This is a genomic window from Pseudomonas sp. NPDC089569, assembly GCF_050280625.1.
GTDB lineage: Bacteria > Pseudomonadota > Gammaproteobacteria > Pseudomonadales > Pseudomonadaceae > Aquipseudomonas.
The window spans coordinates 76,498-92,817 of record NZ_JBNNVQ010000008.1 but is presented as its reverse complement, the minus strand read 5'-3'; the positions used below and the strand labels follow the sequence as shown (position 1 = coordinate 92,817).

General features: G+C 61.0%; 9 protein-coding genes. 3 read left to right on the top strand and 6 right to left on the bottom strand.

What is annotated here, in order from left to right; all coding sequences use genetic code 11:
- Positions 1–30 precede the first annotated feature (30 nt).
- The 4 genes from mapR to ACQKP2_RS06240 form a co-directional block, all read right to left on the bottom strand.
- Positions 31–1,440, bottom strand: coding sequence for a GntR family transcriptional regulator MpaR (gene mapR / locus ACQKP2_RS06255; RefSeq protein WP_427575251.1), 1,410 nt, complete (start codon positions 1,438–1,440; stop codon positions 31–33).
- Between the two features lie 181 nt (positions 1,441–1,621).
- On the bottom strand, positions 1,622–3,052 hold the full coding sequence (ccoG, locus tag ACQKP2_RS06250; protein WP_427575249.1) for a cytochrome c oxidase accessory protein CcoG: 1,431 nt from the start codon (positions 3,050–3,052) through the stop codon (positions 1,622–1,624).
- A gap of 196 nt (positions 3,053–3,248) precedes the next feature.
- Positions 3,249–3,485 carry a DUF3203 family protein gene (locus ACQKP2_RS06245; RefSeq protein WP_427575247.1) on the bottom strand — a complete coding sequence of 79 codons (237 nt, stop codon included), beginning with the start codon at positions 3,483–3,485 and terminating at the stop codon, positions 3,249–3,251.
- A 307-nt stretch (positions 3,486–3,792) separates the two neighbouring features.
- Positions 3,793–3,960, bottom strand: coding sequence for a hypothetical protein (locus ACQKP2_RS06240; RefSeq protein ID WP_427575245.1), 168 nt, complete (start codon positions 3,958–3,960; stop codon positions 3,793–3,795).
- A 218-nt stretch (positions 3,961–4,178) separates the two neighbouring features.
- Between ACQKP2_RS06240 and ACQKP2_RS06235 the strand changes: the two genes are divergently transcribed.
- The 3 genes from ACQKP2_RS06235 (at position 4,179) to glgB (ending at position 11,898) form a co-directional block, all read left to right on the top strand.
- A complete protein-coding gene (locus ACQKP2_RS06235; RefSeq protein ID WP_427575243.1) occupies positions 4,179–6,173 on the top strand; it encodes an alpha-1,4-glucan--maltose-1-phosphate maltosyltransferase in 1,995 nt (664 codons plus the stop codon).
- Between the two features lie 146 nt (positions 6,174–6,319).
- Positions 6,320–9,661, top strand: a complete 3,342-nt coding sequence (gene treS, locus ACQKP2_RS06230) for a maltose alpha-D-glucosyltransferase (RefSeq protein ID WP_427575241.1) — start codon at positions 6,320–6,322, stop codon at positions 9,659–9,661.
- A 2-nt stretch (positions 9,662–9,663) separates the two neighbouring features.
- A complete protein-coding gene (gene glgB / locus ACQKP2_RS06225) occupies positions 9,664–11,898 on the top strand; it encodes a 1,4-alpha-glucan branching protein GlgB (protein ID WP_427575239.1) in 2,235 nt (744 codons plus the stop codon).
- Positions 11,899–12,094: 196 nt separating this feature from the next.
- Here glgB and ACQKP2_RS06220 read toward each other — a convergent pair whose 3' ends face one another.
- Positions 12,095–13,162: an autotransporter outer membrane beta-barrel domain-containing protein gene (locus ACQKP2_RS06220; RefSeq protein WP_427575237.1), complete on the bottom strand. Its 1,068-nt coding sequence runs from the start codon at positions 13,160–13,162 to the stop codon at positions 12,095–12,097.
- A gap of 313 nt (positions 13,163–13,475) precedes the next feature.
- Complete coding sequence (locus tag ACQKP2_RS06215) at positions 13,476–16,154, bottom strand: autotransporter outer membrane beta-barrel domain-containing protein (RefSeq protein ID WP_427575235.1); 2,679 nt, start codon at positions 16,152–16,154, stop codon at positions 13,476–13,478.
- Positions 16,155–16,320: the final 166 nt, after the last annotated feature.

The window sequence follows — 16,320 nt, the reverse complement described above, 5'->3', positions numbered from 1 at the left end:
GATAGCGATCTGTCAGGCGAAAAATAACCCTCAGAACGATCTGACAATCCGTCCCAATGTCTCCATGGCCTTTTCCGATTCCTCGGTCCACGGGCTGCCGTAGTTCAGGCGAATGCAATTTCGAAACCGCTGCGTCGGCGAAAAGATCGGTCCCGGTGCGATGCTGATGCCTTGCGCCAGGGCCATCTGGAACAACTTCAACGAATCCATTTGCTCCGGCAGCTCCAGCCACAGAAAGTAGCCGCCGGCAGGCTGGCTGACACGGGTCTGTGGCGGGAAATGGCGGGCAATGGCCGACAGCATGGCGCTTTGCTGTTCCTCCAGGGCGTAACGCAATTTGCGCAGGTGCCGGTCATAACCGCCGTGTTGCAGGTAGTCGGCAATGGCGGCCTGGGCCGGCATCGAGGCACAGAGCGAGGTCATGAGCTTGAGTCGTTCGATTTTCTGCGCAAAGCGCCCGGCGGCGACCCAGCCGATGCGGTAACCCGGTGCAAGGCTCTTGGCGAAAGATCCACAGTGCATCACCAGCCCCTCGGTATCGAACGCCTTGGCCGGCTTGGGCGCCTGCTGGCCGTAATACAACTCGGCGTAGACATCGTCTTCGATCAACGGCACCTGATGACGGCGCAGCAGTTCCACCAGTTCCTGTTTCTTCGATTCCGGCATGGTCGCGCCCATGGGGTTCTGGAAACTGGTCATGCACCAACACGCCTTGATCGGGTGGCGTTCCAGGGTTTGCGCCAACACGCCAAGGTCGATGCCGTCGCGCGGATGCACCGGAATTTCCACGGCCTTGAGTTTCAACCGCTCCAGTATTTGCAGGCAGGCATAGAACGCCGGGGCTTCGATGGCCACCAGGTCACCGGGTTGGGTTACGGCTTGCAGGCACAGGTTCAGCGCTTCCAGTGCACCGTTGGTGATCAGCAACTCTTCCATCGGCAGCATCAACCCGCCGACCATGTAGCGCAGGGCGATTTGCCGACGCAGTTGCGGGTTGCCCGGCGACAGGTCGGTCACGACCATGCGCGGGTCCATGTCCCGGCTGGCGCTGGCCAGCGAGCGTGACAGCCTTTGCAGGGGAAACAGGCCGGGGCTGGGGAACGCCGAGCCGAAAGGCACGGTGTTGGGGTCCTTGATCGAGTCGAGTACCGAGAACACCAGTTCGCTGACGTCGACTTCGGTGGATTCGTTGACCTGGCTGCTGATCACCGGCTCGCTGAACGGACGCGGTGCGTGGGCATTGACGAAGTAGCCCGAACGCGGCCGTGCCCGGATCAGGCCGCGGCGCTCCAGCAGGTAATAGGCCTGGAACACCGTGGACGGGCTGACGCCGTAAGTCTGGCTGGCGTAGCGCACCGAAGGCACTCGCTGGCCGGGGCCGAGGACACCGCAGCGAATCAGTTCAGCGATGTCGTCGGCGAATTTTTCGTAGCGTTTCATTGAGAACCCGGATGGTTGTCATGTGAAAAATCGGGGGCGCCGTTCACCGTAGGAGCCGAGCTTGCCGGCGAAGAACGATAACGCGGTTCCGACAGTTACACCTCGGCGCCTGGTTCGCGGGCAAGCCTCGCTCCTACGGATCTGAGCGGTGCGGCGATCCGGCGCCCCGCAGTCTAAGGGATCAACGGTTCATCGGCGCAACAAACCGGCTGCTGGCCACACTGAAAACACTCGGCTCATCGCTGTCGACGATCTTGAACGCGATGCTTTGCGAGCTGCTTTTCGGGCGCTGCGCTGTCATCGCCACCGACACCGGCAGGTCGGCAATTTCGCCGGCCGCCAGGCTCAACTCAGTCTTGCCCTGCAACTGGAAACCGTCGCCGTCGACCAGTGACAAGTGGTAATCCTGGCGTTGCTGGGTCTTGTTGATGACCTTGAGGCTGTAGATGTTCTCGATCTGCCCCTGGCTGTTCTCGCGGAACAGGCCACGATCCTTGGTGACGTCCAGCGATACCATCGGCCGCTGCATCAGCGCGACCACCAGTGCCGCGATCATCACCACCAGCACGGCGGTGTAACCGATCAACCGTGGCCGCAGCAACCGGGTCTTGCCACCCTGCAACTCATGTTCGGAGGTGTAACGGATCAGTCCGGGCGCGTACCCCATCTTGTCCATGATCGAATCACAGGCATCGATGCACGCCGCGCACCCGATGCACTCCATCTGCAAGCCGTCGCGGATGTCGATGCCGGTAGGGCAGACCTGCACGCACAGTTGGCAGTCAATGCAGTCGCCCAGGCCGACTTCGGCCGGCTTGACGTCGCGCTTGCGCGGGCCACGGTTTTCGCCGCGGGCGACGTCGTAGGAAATGGTCAGGGTGTCCTTGTCGAACATCACGCTCTGGAACCTGGCATAAGGGCACATGTGCATGCACACCGCCTCGCGCAGCCAGCCGGCATTGATGTAAGTGGCGCCGGTGAAGAACAGCACCCAGAACAGGCTGATACCACCCATTTGCAGGGTCAGCAGTTCTTCGGCCAAGGGGCGGATCGGCGTGAAGTAGCCGACGAAGGTCAGGCCGGTCAGCAGGCTGATGGCCAGCCACATGGTGTGCTTGGCCGCGCGGCGCTTCAACTTGTTCAGACCCCAGGGCGCGGCTTGCAGCTTGATGCGTTGATTGCGGTCGCCTTCGGTGACCTTTTCACACCACATGAAGATCCAGGTCCAGGAGCTCTGTGGGCAGGTATAGCCGCACCATACGCGACCGGCGAACACCGTGATCGCGAACAGACCGAAAGCGGCGATGATCAGCAATGCTGAGAGCAGGATGAAATCCTGCGGCCAGAACGTCGCGCCGAAGATGTGGAATTTACTTTCCGAAAGGTCCCAGAGCACGGCCTGGCGGCCTCCCCAGTTGAGCCACACAGTGCCGAAGAACAATAGGAACAGAACACCGGCGCCGCTGATACGCAGGCTGCGGAACAAACCTGTGAAACTGCGGGTGTGGATCAGTCTGTCACTGGAGCCGGACTTCGTTTTCGTTCGCGAAGGCTCAAAGGTCTTGACTGGTGGTACGTGTTCAACGATTCGGACGGGGATTCTCTCGCTCATGGTCTTTCGCTCATCAGCCTCCATCAGGCATGAGCCACTATGAGCGCCCATCTGTTTGCATAACAGACTCAGGTAATTCAATAAAAAGCAGATCAGATGGGTTGCGCAGGGCCTGCTGCGACAAGTTGAAGCACCTGTCTTGAGCGGCCGCAAACACCGGCTTCAGGGGCTTGCGGCGCTTATTCAGCCAGGTCGGTCAAATCACCGAATCACCGCTGGTTGCCTTCAAGTGCCGACGACCGTCCACCGCGCCTGCCACGGTCAATGCGTCGGCTTGCGCTTCGGTGATGTAGATGCGTCGGCCATTACCCAGGTCCACAGCGGACATGGCCTTGGCGCCGTCGGTGATGATGGTCACATCGGTGCACAGGCGAATTTCTTCGCCATTTTCGGTGGTAAAGAAGCAGGTCTGGTTTTCGATGCGCACGGTCATGGCGTGCTCCTTTGTTTGCGACTGGTAAACGTTAGGGGCGCTGTGCCGGTCATCGTTCTGCGCAACCGATTAATGGTCGTTGTTGTCCGCGATACAACGTCTGCGCACGATTCCCGTACCCGTAGGAGCCAGGCTTGCCGGCGAAGACCGTTTGGCGTCATGCGTCGGATTCGAAAACGCTTTCGCCGGCTAGGCCTGACGACGTGCGCTGTCCATGAAAACGCCTTCGCCGGCAAGCCTGGCTCCTACGGGTATGGGGGCGGGCACGGGTACGGGTTTGGTGTTGTTGGGGATCGATCAATTGTCTTCATTCGGGCGTAACAATCACCGGCGGCATCGTCGTTGGCGGTTCTTCCCTTGGTGGCGGCGTCGCTCCGGGAGGGTCCTGTTCGGGGACGGGTTGCGGCTCGGTCGGCGGGATCACCGGATCGTCGATGTTCGGATCGGGGGTCTCGGCAGGGAAGGGATTGGTCATTGTTCAAGCCTCCGGTGGCACATGGCGTGAGTCGTGCTTTAGTTCATGCTTTAGTTCATTGACCGCCGTGGCATGTCATTGATTCCGACCCGTTGCCGGTGAACTTTTCCAGGCGCCGGTCGCTCGGAACCTAAGTGAGTTCAATCGGCGCGCGGCTTGCCGATGTGGATGACCATCAGACACGAGAGCGTCCTTGGGGCGTACAGGAGAGAGGCTCGATGACGGCTGAAAAACCGACAGAACTGAGCTACAACCCGCACATTCCGCTGTCGCAGGCGTTGCTGTTGCCGCGAATCGTGATCGAAAACACCCAGCCGACCCTCGATGGCGGCCAGTTCGCCGTCAAGGCCGTGGCCGGCCAGGACGTGGTGGTGACCAGCAAGGTCTTTGCCGACGGTCACGACAAACTGGCCGTGCGCATACGCTGGCGAACCGAAGACGACGACATCTGGCAAAGCGAGGTGATGACGGACCTTGGCAACAATGGCTGGCAGGGTCGATTTCACGTCGTGTCACCGGGGCGCTATGTCTATTGCATCGAAGCCTGGATCGATCAGTTCGCCAGTTTCTGCCATGAACTGGAAAAGAAACACGCCGCCGGCGTGCCTGTCAGTCTGGAGTTGCAGGAGGGTCGCATCCATGTGCAGCAGGCCGCCGAGCGCACGGAAGGACCACTGAGCGAACAATTGGCAGGGTTGCACCATGAACTGTCCGGGCTGCTGGAAACCGAGCAGGTGGCGCTGTTTCTGCACCAGCGTAGTGCCCGATTGATGGCATTGGCCGATCACCGTGCCTATTTGAGCCTGAGTCCCGAGTACCCGGTGGATGTCGAGCGTGAGCTGGCGCAGTTCGCCAGCTGGTATGAACTGTTTCCGCGTTCGATCACCGATGATCCCTCGCGCCACGGCACCTTCAACGACGTGCATTCGCGGTTGGCGATGATCCAGGACATGGGCTTCGATGTCCTCTACTTTCCGCCGATTCACCCGATCGGCCGCAGCTATCGCAAGGGGCGCAACAATGCCTTGACCGCGGGGCCCGACGATCCGGGCAGCCCCTATGCCATCGGCAGTCCGGAGGGTGGTCACGAGGCGATTCATTCGCAACTGGGCACCCGCGAAGATTTCCGTCGGCTGGTGGCGGCGGCCGCGGCGCATGGCCTGGAAATCGCCCTGGACTTCGCCATCCAGTGTTCCCAGGACCATCCCTGGTTGCAGCAGCATCCGGGCTGGTTCAACTGGCGCCCCGACGGCACCATCAAATACGCGGAAAACCCGCCGAAGAAGTACCAGGACATCGTCAACGTCGACTTCTACGCCGTCGAAGCGATTCCCAGCCTCTGGGTGGAGCTGCGCGACATCGTGGTCGGCTGGGTCGAGGAGGGCGTGAAGCTGTTTCGCGTCGACAACCCGCACACCAAGCCGCTGCCGTTCTGGCAATGGCTGATTGCCGATGTGCGGGCGTTGTATCCCGAGGTGATCTTCCTGGCCGAAGCCTTTACCACGCCGGCCATGATGGCGCGGCTGGGCAAGGTCGGTTACTCCCAGAGCTACACCTACTTCACCTGGCGTAATACCAAACATGAACTGGCCACGTACTTCACCGAGCTCAATCAGTCACCGTGGCGCGAGTGCTATCGACCGAATTTCTTCGTCAATACGCCGGACATCAACCCCGCCTTCCTGCATGACTGCGGGCGACCCGGTTTCCTGATCCGCGCGGTGCTGGCGAGCATGGGCTCCGGGTTGTGGGGCATGTATTCCGGGTTCGAGTTGTGCGAATCGGCGCCACTGCCCGGCAAGGAGGAGTATCTGGACTCCGAGAAATACGAGATCCGCCCTCGGGACTTCACCGCGCCGGGCAACATCATCGCCGAGATCGCCCAACTCAACCGTATCCGCCGGCAGAACCCGGCCCTGCACACACACCTGGGGCTGAAAATCTATAACGCCTGGAATGACAACATTCTGTACTTCGGCAAGCGCAGCGCCGACGGCAGCAATTTCATCCTGGTGGCCGTCAGCCTCGATCCCCATCACCCGCAAGAGGCCCATTTCGAATTGCCTTTGTGGGAACTGGGCTTGCCGGACGACGCCGATACCCAGGGCGAAGACCTGATGAACGGGCATCGCTGGACCTGGCACGGCAAGCACCAGTTCATGCGGATCGATCCTGCGTATCAGCCGTTCGGGATCTGGAGGATCACCGCTTAACCCATGATCGTTCCCACGCTCCGCGTGGGAACGCAGCCCGTGACGCTGCGCGTCACTGGACGCAGAGCGTCCCTTGAGGCATTCCCACGCGGAGCGTGGGAACGATCCGGGTCAGGGCGTTCGCTGGTATTCAACAGGAGTTTCACATGGCGAAGAAATCCAAGGCAGCCACGTTTATCAAGGACCCGCTCTGGTACAAGGACGCGGTGATCTATCAGGTACACGTCAAATCCTATTTCGACTCCAATGACGACGGAATCGGCGACTTTCCAGGCTTGATCGCCAAGCTTGATTACATTACCGAACTCGGCGTCAACACCATCTGGCTTTTGCCGTTCTACCCCTCGCCACGCCGCGATGACGGCTACGACATCGCCGAGTACCGGGCCGTGCACAGCGACTACGGCACCCTGGCCGACGCCCGGCGTTTCATCGCCGAGGCGCACAAGCGCGGATTACGCGTGATCACCGAACTGGTCATCAACCATACCTCCGACCAGCATCCCTGGTTCCAGCGGGCGCGCAAGGCGAAAAAGGGTTCGGCGGCGCGGGACTTCTATGTGTGGTCCGATGACGATCAGAAGTACGACGGCACCCGCATCATTTTCCTCGACACCGAGAAGTCCAACTGGACCTGGGACCCGGTGGCGGGCCAGTACTTCTGGCATCGCTTCTACTCTCACCAGCCGGACCTGAATTTCGACAACCCGCAGGTCATGAAAGCCGTGCTGTCGGTGATGCGCTACTGGCTCGACATGGGGATCGACGGCCTGCGCCTGGACGCGATTCCCTACCTGATCGAGCGTGACGGCACCAACAACGAAAACCTGCCGGAAACCCACGATGTCCTCAAACAGATTCGCGCTGAAATCGATGCCAATTACCCGGACCGCATGCTGCTGGCCGAGGCCAATCAATGGCCGGAGGACACGCAGTTGTATTTCGGTACAACGGATGCCGAAGGCCGCAATGGCGACGAATGCCACATGGCGTTCCACTTCCCGCTGATGCCACGCATGTACATGGCGCTGGCCCAGGAAGACCGTTTTCCGATCACCGACATCCTGCGCCAGACCCCGGACATTCCGGCCAATTGCCAATGGGCGATTTTCCTGCGCAACCACGATGAGTTGACCCTGGAAATGGTCACCGACAGGGAGCGCGATTACCTGTGGAATTATTACGCCGCCGACCGCCGGGCACGGATCAACCTGGGGATTCGCCGGCGCCTGGCGCCGCTGATGGAGCGCGACCGGCGCCGGGTGGAGCTGCTCAACAGCCTGCTGCTGTCGATGCCCGGTACGCCGACGCTCTACTACGGCGATGAAATCGGCATGGGCGACAACATCTACCTCGGCGATCGCGATGGCGTGCGTACACCGATGCAGTGGTCGATCGACCGCAATGGCGGTTTTTCCCGCGCCGACCCGGCCAGCCTGGTACTGCCGCCGATCATGGACCCGCAATACGGCTACCTTTCCGTCAACGTCGAGACCCAGTCCGCCGACCCGCATTCGCTGCTCAACTGGACCCGACGGTTGCTCGCTGTGCGCAAGCAATCGAAGGCCTTTGGGCGCGGCTCGCTGAAAATGCTGTCGCCGAACAACCGCCGGGTACTGGCCTATACCCGCGAATACACCGGGCCCGACGGTAAGCATGAAATCATTTTGTGTGTCGCCAACGTTTCCCGCAGTGCCCAGGCCGTGGAGCTGGACCTGGCGGCCTACGTCGGCATGGTGCCGGTGGAGATGCTCGGTGGTAACGCGTTCCCGCCCATTGGCCAGTTGAATTTCCTGCTGACCCTGGCGCCTTATGGTTTCTACTGGTTCGGCCTGGCTGCCGAGAACCAGATGCCGAGCTGGCACGTGGAACCGGCACAAAGCCTGCCGGATTTCACCACCCTGGTGCTGAAAAAACGCATGGAAGAACTGCTCGAGCCGCCATCGCGTACGACGCTTGAGCAGCAGATTCTGCCGAGCTGGCTACAGAACCGCCGCTGGTTCGCCGGCAAGGATGCGGCCATCGAACGGGTCAATCTGCTTTATGGCGTGCGCTTTGGTGATGCGCAACATCCGGTGTTGTTGAGTGAAATCGAAGTCAGCAGTGGCGGCCAGACCCATTGTTACCAATTGCAGTTCGGCTTTATTGCCGAAGACCAGGTCGGAACAGCGCTACCGCAGCAATTGGCCCTTTCCCGCGTACGCCGTGGACCGCAGGTCGGCTTGATCACGGATGCCTTCAGTCTGGAACACTTTGTCCGCGCGGTGTTGCAGGGCATGCACGACAACAGGGTATTGCCTTGTGAGGGGGGCGAAATCCGTTTTGAACCCGCCGCCGGCCTGGCCGAGCTTGGCCTGACAGAGGAGTCGCAGGTGCGTTACCTGTCTGCCGAGCAATCCAACAGTTCAGTGGTGGTGGACAACCGTCTGGTGCTCAAGCTGATCCGCAAGGTCGCTGCGGGCATACACCCGGAGCTGGAGATGAGCGCGTACCTGACGAACGCCGGTTTCAGCAACATTTCGCCGCTGTTGGGCGCGGTGATTCGCCGGGATGCGCAAGGCGAAGACAATCTGCTGATGATCGCCCAGGGCTACTTGAGCAATCAGGGCGATGCCTGGGAGTGGACGCAGAACAATCTGGAGCGGGCATTGCGCGACGAACTGGCAGGCTCCGTGTCCGAGCAGGAACAGCATTACAACGCGCTCGGCGAATTGAAAGATTTCGCCGGTATGCTCGGCCAACGGCTGGGGGAGATGCATCAAATACTCGCGGCAACGAGCAACAACCCCGACTTTGATCCGCAATTCACCACGCAAAAGGATGCACTGGCCACGACTCGCGATGTCACGACGCAAATCGAGCATGCGCTGAAGTTGCTCAAACAACACCAGAACGAACTGAACCCGGCGGATCAGACACGGGTCAGCCGATTGCTGGAAAACAAAAAAGCCATCCTCGGCCATGTGCAGACACTGGGCAGGCAGACGGCAGGTGGCTTGCGCATCCGTGTCCATGGCGATTTGCATCTGGGCCAGGTGCTGGTGATCAAGGGCGATGCCTACCTGATCGATTTCGAAGGCGAACCGGCGCGCCCCTTGCATGAGCGACGGGGCAAACACAGTCCGTACAAGGATGTCAGCGGCGTGCTGCGTTCGTTCGATTATGCAGCGGCGATGTTGGTCAATGTGCACAACGTCGATAACACCGCTCAAGCCAACGCTGCCCGGCAGCGGGTGGCCGAGCGGTATTTAAATGAAGCAAGACAGGCATTTGTCGACGCTTATCGGCTGGCGGCAGCTACGCTTGGCCATGCATGGCAAGATCCTGAAGGCGAGAGCGCCGCACTGGCGTTGTTCGGTCTGGAGAAGGCAGCGTACGAAGTGGCCTATGAGGCTGAGAATCGCCCCACCTGGCTGTCCGTGCCCTTGCACGGGTTGTACGGGTTATTGAATGGGCTCAAACCCTTTTCCGATCTTGGTGGAGAGTAGTCATGAGTGTCTCGAACAGGGAGCAGGGTCATCATCACAAAGAAGGGCTATTGCCCAGGACGCGGGATATCGATGCACTGGCACGCGCCGAGCATCATGACCCTTTTGCAATTCTCGGGCCCCATGGCGATGGTGCCGGCGGGCAATACATCCGGGCTTATCTGCCGGACGCCTTGAGTGTTCAGGTGGTGGCCAGGGACTCCGGGCAGGAACTGGGCTCTCTTGAAACGACCGGGACACCGGGCCTGTTCGTCGGGCATTTCGACCGGGCGCAACCCTATCTGCTGCGCACCCGCTGGGCCGGTGGCGAGCAGCTGGCCGAAGATCCCTATAGCTTCGGTCCGCTGTTGGGCGAGATGGATTTGTACCTGTTCGCCGAAGGCAATCATCGTGATTTGAGCAGTGCCCTGGGGGCACAGTTGACCACCGTGGACGGTGTCGAGGGTGTGCGTTTCGCCGTGTGGGCACCGAACGCCAGAAGGGTCTCGGTGGTGGGCGATTTCAACGCCTGGGACGGTCGCCGCCACCCGATGCGCTCGCGTCATCCCACCGGTGTCTGGGAGTTGTTCGTACCACGCCTGCAAGCGGGGGAGACCTACAAATACGAGATCCTGGGCAAGCACGGCATTTTGCCGCTCAAGGCTGACCCCATGGCGCTGGCCACCAGCCTGCCACCGGACACCGCTTCGAAGGTCGCCTCACCGCTCAAGATCGACTGGCAGGATCAGGACTGGATGCAGTCGCGTGTCGGGCGTCAACGCCAGAGCGCACCCTTGTCGATCTACGAATTGCACGCCGGTTCCTGGCAATGCGAACTGGACGATCTGGGTGAAGTGGCGCGCCTGTACACCTGGCCTGAACTGGCCGAACGCCTGATTCCCTATGTCAAGGAGTTGGGCTTCACCCACATCGAGCTGATGCCGGTTATGGAACACCCGTTCGGCGGATCCTGGGGCTATCAGCTGTTGTCGCAATTCGCCAGCAGCGCGCGCTACGGCTCGGGCGACGAGTTCGCTGCCTTCGTCAATGCCTGCCACCTGGCTGACATCGGCGTGATCCTCGACTGGGTGCCGGCGCATTTTCCGACCGATGCCCATGGCCTGGCGCAATTTGACGGCACCGCGCTGTACGAGTACGCCAACCCGCAGGAAGGTTTCCACCAGGATTGGGATACGCTGATCTACAACCTCGGCCGTACCGAAGTGCACGGCTACATGCTGGCCTCGGCCCTGCATTGGCTCAAGCATTTCCACGTCGATGGCCTGCGGGTCGATGCCGTGGCCTCGATGCTGTACCGCGATTACTCGCGCAAGGCCGGCGAATGGGTGCCGAACCGTCATGGCGGCAGGGAAAACCTCGAATCGATCGACTTCCTGCGCCATCTCAACGATGTCGTCGCCATTGAGGCACCCGGTGCACTGGTGATCGCCGAGGAGTCCACCGCCTGGCCGGGCGTGAGCCAGAGCACGGAGCAGGGCGGCCTGGGCTTCGCCTACAAATGGAACATGGGCTGGATGCACGATTCGCTGCATTACATCCAGCAGGACCCGGTCTACCGCGCCCATCATCACAACGAGCTGAGTTTCGGCCTGGTGTATGCCTGGTCCGAGCGCTTCATCCTGCCGATTTCCCACGATGAAGTGGTGCACGGCAAGCACTCGCTGATCGACAAGATGCCGGGCGACCGCTGGCAGAAATTCGCCAACCTGCGGGCCTACCTGAGTTTCATGTGGGCACATCCGGGCAAGAAGCTGCTGTTCATGGGCTGCGAGTTCGGTCAGTGGCGCGAGTGGAACCACGACCAGCAACTGGATTGGTACTTGCTGCAATACCCGGAACACCAGGGGGTGCAGAAACTGGTCGGCGACCTCAACCGTCTGTACCGCGCCGAGCCGGCGTTGTACGAGCAGGACGATGTGCCGCAAGGCTTCCAGTGGCTGATCGGCGACGATGCGATCAACAGCGTCTACGCCTGGCTGCGCTGGAGCAAGGAGGGCCGGCCGGTGCTGGTGGTGGCCAACTTCACTCCGGTGCCCCGGGAGTCGTACCGCATCGGCGTGCCTTTCGCCGGGCGCTGGAAAGAGCTGCTCAACAGCGATTCGGCCACCTATGCCGGTTCCAATTACGGCAATGGCGGCGGGGCGTCTACCGAGCAAACGCCTAGCCATGGCCAGGCCTTGTCGCTGGTGCTGAACCTGCCGCCGCTGGCGGTGTTGATGCTCAGTCCCGAGGGCTGATCCGCAACCGCGTCGCTGCCTTCGCTGTAGGAGCCAGGCTTGCCGGCGAAGGCGTTCTCGAACCACCGGATGACGCGGGGCCGCCTTCGCTGTAGGAGCCAGGCTTGCCGGCGAAGGCGTTCTCGAACCACTGCACGACGCGGTGCCGCCTTCGCGGGCAAGCCTCGCTCCTACAAGCGACACACCGGTCCGAGCCTCACCAGCGCATCCGCACACCCAGGCTGCCAATCAAACCGTTCAAATCGTTGTCATCCACATCGCTGCTGTAGTCGGCGCTGACGTACACGCTCACCGCTGGCGTTACCCGCGCCACCAGGCCCAAACCCAGTTCGACGGTGGAAGAGTTTCGGCTGCTGCTGATCTTGTCGACCTGATCGAGGGTCACGGTATTGCCGGTGTACACCGTGTGCCACAAGTTGGTCCGCACGTAGGGTTCTACGGGCAGGCCGTTGATATCGTAACTGCCTTTCAATTTGGCGCCGACGCGGCCACTCCATGCCGACAGGTCGGTGGAGGACGCATTGCCCGAGCCGGCGTAAGGGGTGTCCAGCGTGATGCGCTGATTGATCAATTGCGCCTGGGGTTCAACCACCCAGTTGTCGCTGATGCCAATCGGGAAACCACCTTCGACCGACAACGTCACCGAACTGCCTTCGGTGGCTTGCCGGGTGCCTTGTTCATTGCGACTGAAGCCGCTGACACGGCCGCCACTGGCCGTCAGGTCGACATGCCAGCCCTGGGCCCCGATCAGACTGTAGTAGGCGCCCAGACTCTGTCCCTGCAAGTTGAGAGTGTCGCTGTTGGGGTCAGACATGCCGCGATTGGTTAAAAGACCATTGCTGTTGCCCTCGATCAGGGTCGTGCCGCCAAGCAGGCCAACTTGCTGGGTGCTGCCGCTGCTGCTTTGCAGGGTCAGGATCGCCGGGCCTTTGAGTACGCCCGAGTCGGGATTGGAGAACCCCTGGGCCAGGGCATCTTTTTCTGCCTGGCGTGATGCCTGCCCGTAGACCTGATCCCAGGCATTGGGTGTGGCATCAGCCGTAGTGAAGTGGCTACTTCGCAGATCGGGTGTGGCGCTGAAGCGGCCGGGGTACGTCGTGTCGATAGCGGGCAAGGTAAGCACGGGGATGTCCTGGCGATACCAGGGCGTGGCCTGATCCTCGGCCGGCGAGGCCTGAACGTCCATGGAAGAGCACAGCAGGAGTGAACTCGTGACAGTGCAAAAAGTGATTTTGATCTCTTGTTGGGTGAATGAGGTTTTCATGGCGGGCTACCTTGCAATCGCATGCCGTACTTGCCTTGGCGTCTCTCCTACCCCGAACGAGGGGCGACCGAATGGAGGGGGGCAAGCCGGGGGCCGCCCGTATTCGCGGGTGTCTTGGGGGCTTGCCCCTGATAGTAATTCCGGGGGTAGTACCGTGAAGTCAAGAAGACCCCTGTTATCGCGTCAAGAAAATGGCCGATAAATGGTAGGGGTATTTCAGGTCTTATAAGTGACTGATTTTCGGCGTATACCTAAGTTCTTGTTTATTGGAAAATTCGTCAAAAAAGTCGCGAGATAGAGCCTTTGCTCGGTATTACCAGCTCAACCTGACACCCAGGTTGCCGGCCATTCCCCGCAGCTGGCGAGTGTCAATATTGCTGCTGTAGTCGGCATTGGCATAAACGCTGACACCTGGGGCAAGGGTCAGGATGGCGCCGATTCCGAGGTCGGCCCATGAGGCCTTCTGTTCGGTGTCGATATCGGTGACGGCGGCAAAAGTGACTGTGTCGGTGCCGGAAAAGGTGTGCCAGATATTTGTCCGCAGGTAGGGCTCCAGCGGCAGGCCACTGATGTCGAATCGTCCTTTGAGACGAGCGCCGAGTCGACCGGTCCATGCCGGGTCGGAGTCGAAGGACACCTGCGAAACGCCATCATTCTGGCTGTCGAGATAAACCTTCTGGTAGATCACTTGCGCCTGGGGTTCGAGCACCCAGTTGCCCGCCAGGGCAATGGGGTAACCGGTCTCTGCCGAAAGACTCAGGACGTGACCCTGGTTATCGATCTTCAGGCCGCGATCGGAGTGGCTGCTGCCGTCCAGCCAGGTGTACATCGCCACCGTATCGAGATACCAGCCCTTGGGATCTGTCAGGGTCCAGTACAGTCCGAGGTTGTCACCTTCGAGCTCGACCTTGCCGGCGTCCTTGCCCTTGAAACCCTCGTTGAAACCGTCGACATCGCCCTTCAAGCGACTGTGGCCGACAAAAAAACCGCTGCGCTGGGTTTGTCCGGCGGCCATTTGCGATGCAAACAGGTCATTGCCCACCTGAAACCCGTTGAGTGAGCCATCGAGTCGAGGCGTCACCGTACCGGACCAGTTCTGGTCGAAGTTCTTGCCGTAAACGCGAGCCCAGCCGGCGCCGAAGGCACCGGTTTCTGTCAGCAGGCGTTGATCGCCCTGACGATCATGAAAAGTGCCAAGCGCCGTGAGGGCCAATTGCGCTGCCGCCGGTGGCAGCACCGACCAGGTCGGCACTTCAGGACGATACAGGGGGATAGGTGCAGCGCCTGGCACGGCAGCGGGCAGTGGCGGAACTGCGGCGACGACGGGCGTGGCTATCGGTGCTGTCCCGGGTGGTGCAACGGGTTCTGTTATCGGTGTTGTCCCAGGCGTTGTAGCAGGTCCTGCTATCGGTGCTGCTCCTGGTGTTGCAACTGGTGCTGCAACCGGCGCTGGTACCGGCGCTGCCACTACTGGTACCAGCACCGGCGGCAAGGCCGGATCGGGGTTGGGCACTGCGACCAACGGAGGCGCCACCACTGCAGAACGCAGGTACCAGCTGTTTTCGCTGCCCGGTGTGATGCCCCCCTTGAACAGGTAGTAATCGTAGGCTCCCGCCGACAACGGAGCCTTCAGGGAAAACGCGTTGCTGTTGCTGATGGCCGTCCCTTGGGCCTGTACTACCTGAATGCCGTTCTGCAGTGTCAGCGCACCTGCACCACCCAGATTGCTGACGGTAATGGCCGTGTCACCGGTCAAGGTCCCGTCCTTGACCACCAGTTTGTCACTCGGTGAGCTGTCGTCGCCGAGCACGCTCTGCACGAACAGTTGTCCGCCGTTGCCGGCGTAATTGCCCTGTACCGTCAGCGTGTCGCTGGTGCGGGTATTGCCGCTGCTCAGGTCGATGGTCCCGGCGTTGTTCAGCGTCACGCGCTGGCCTGCGGTAAAGGGGGTGATGCTGCCTTGCGTCGATGTCAGGACGCTGCTGCCATCGATATTGAATACACCGGTGCCTGTCCCGCTGTCGCCGAGTACAAAGCGGTCGGCAAGCGCCATTTTCGAGTTGTTGCTGAGGTTGACCGTTTCCCAATTGACGTAACGACTGGCAACCGAAGTGGTGGTGTGATCGAAGGTCAGCACATCGTTGCCGGTGCCGCCATCCAGGCTCGGTGTCTGAGCGAGCAGGGTTTCATCAAGATTTCGCACGGTCGCCCGGTCATCGCCGCCTTCCATGAAGATGGCCGAATGGAGGATACCGCCACCGTCCCACACGAAGGTGTCGTTGCCGACACTGGTGTGGATTTCGCCGACGACTTCGCCCCCGGTGACGGTGATGCTGTCATTGCCGCCGCTGACACTGATGTTGCCACCAATCTTGCCGCCGGAAACGATGATGGTGTCGTTGCCGAACCCGGTGACCAGGTTGCCCAGGATCTGCCCGCCGGACAGGTCGAACAGGTTGTTGTCGAGCTTCATGTCGACTCGGCCGATGGTGCCGCCGCTCATTCTGGCGGTGTCGCCATCCTCGAAGGCACCGACGATGGTGCCGCCGGTCATCGTGAAAAAGTCGCGACTGTCGCCCTGGGACAGGGACTGGATCGTGCCGCCGCTCATGGTGAACCGGTCGACGCCATTGCCCTGGTTGACGGCGCCGGTGATCTGCCCGGCGCTGATGTTCAACGTATCGGCGCCATCACCCTGATCGAGCGTGCCGACGATGCGTCCGGAACTCATGTTGACCGTATCGTTGCCCGCACCGAATGTCACATTGCCGTTGACGGTGCCGGTCCCGTTGGCGGGGAAGGTCAGGGTGTTGTTGCCCGCCGGATCGTTCAGCGCTGCACTGTTGCCACTGTCACAGACGAAGTTGTCGTTGCCGCCGGTGGGCACCAACGTGCAGGCAGCCTGGACGGCGTGTGGCCAGCCCAGGCTCAGCCAGAGACACAGGATGCAGGCGCAGGCGCGGCTGCGGGGCAGTTCGGTCGAAAGGTTCATGCTCGTCTCCCCGTTGGGATCGGCACCCTGGCCTGCACGTGTCAAAAGCGGCAAGGCAGCGGATACCCTCGGCAGCGCGAGTTGCGAGACAGCATCGGGAAAACACGGACCCGTGATCGAGAACCTTCGGCAACGACGGCCACTGTGTGTCGCATGCCAGCAGCAG

Excerpts from the sequence above, each read along its gene's own strand:
- mapR (WP_427575251.1), bottom strand. The coding sequence starts at position 1,440 with ATGAAACGCTACGAAAAATTCGCCGACGACATCGCTGAACTGATTCGC.
- ccoG (WP_427575249.1), bottom strand. The coding sequence starts at position 3,052 with ATGAGCGAGAGAATCCCCGTCCGAATCGTTGAACACGTACCACCAGTC.
- ACQKP2_RS06235 (WP_427575243.1), top strand. The coding sequence starts at position 4,179 with ATGACGGCTGAAAAACCGACAGAACTGAGCTACAACCCGCACATTCCG.
- ACQKP2_RS06245 (WP_427575247.1), bottom strand. The coding sequence starts at position 3,485 with ATGACCGTGCGCATCGAAAACCAGACCTGCTTCTTTACCACCGAAAAT.
- glgB (WP_427575239.1), top strand. The coding sequence starts at position 9,664 with ATGAGTGTCTCGAACAGGGAGCAGGGTCATCATCACAAAGAAGGGCTA.
- ACQKP2_RS06220 (WP_427575237.1), bottom strand. The coding sequence starts at position 13,162 with ATGAAAACCTCATTCACCCAACAAGAGATCAAAATCACTTTTTGCACT.
- treS (WP_427575241.1), top strand. The coding sequence starts at position 6,320 with ATGGCGAAGAAATCCAAGGCAGCCACGTTTATCAAGGACCCGCTCTGG.
- ACQKP2_RS06240 (WP_427575245.1), bottom strand. The coding sequence starts at position 3,960 with ATGACCAATCCCTTCCCTGCCGAGACCCCCGATCCGAACATCGACGAT.
- ACQKP2_RS06215 (WP_427575235.1), bottom strand. The coding sequence starts at position 16,154 with ATGAACCTTTCGACCGAACTGCCCCGCAGCCGCGCCTGCGCCTGCATC.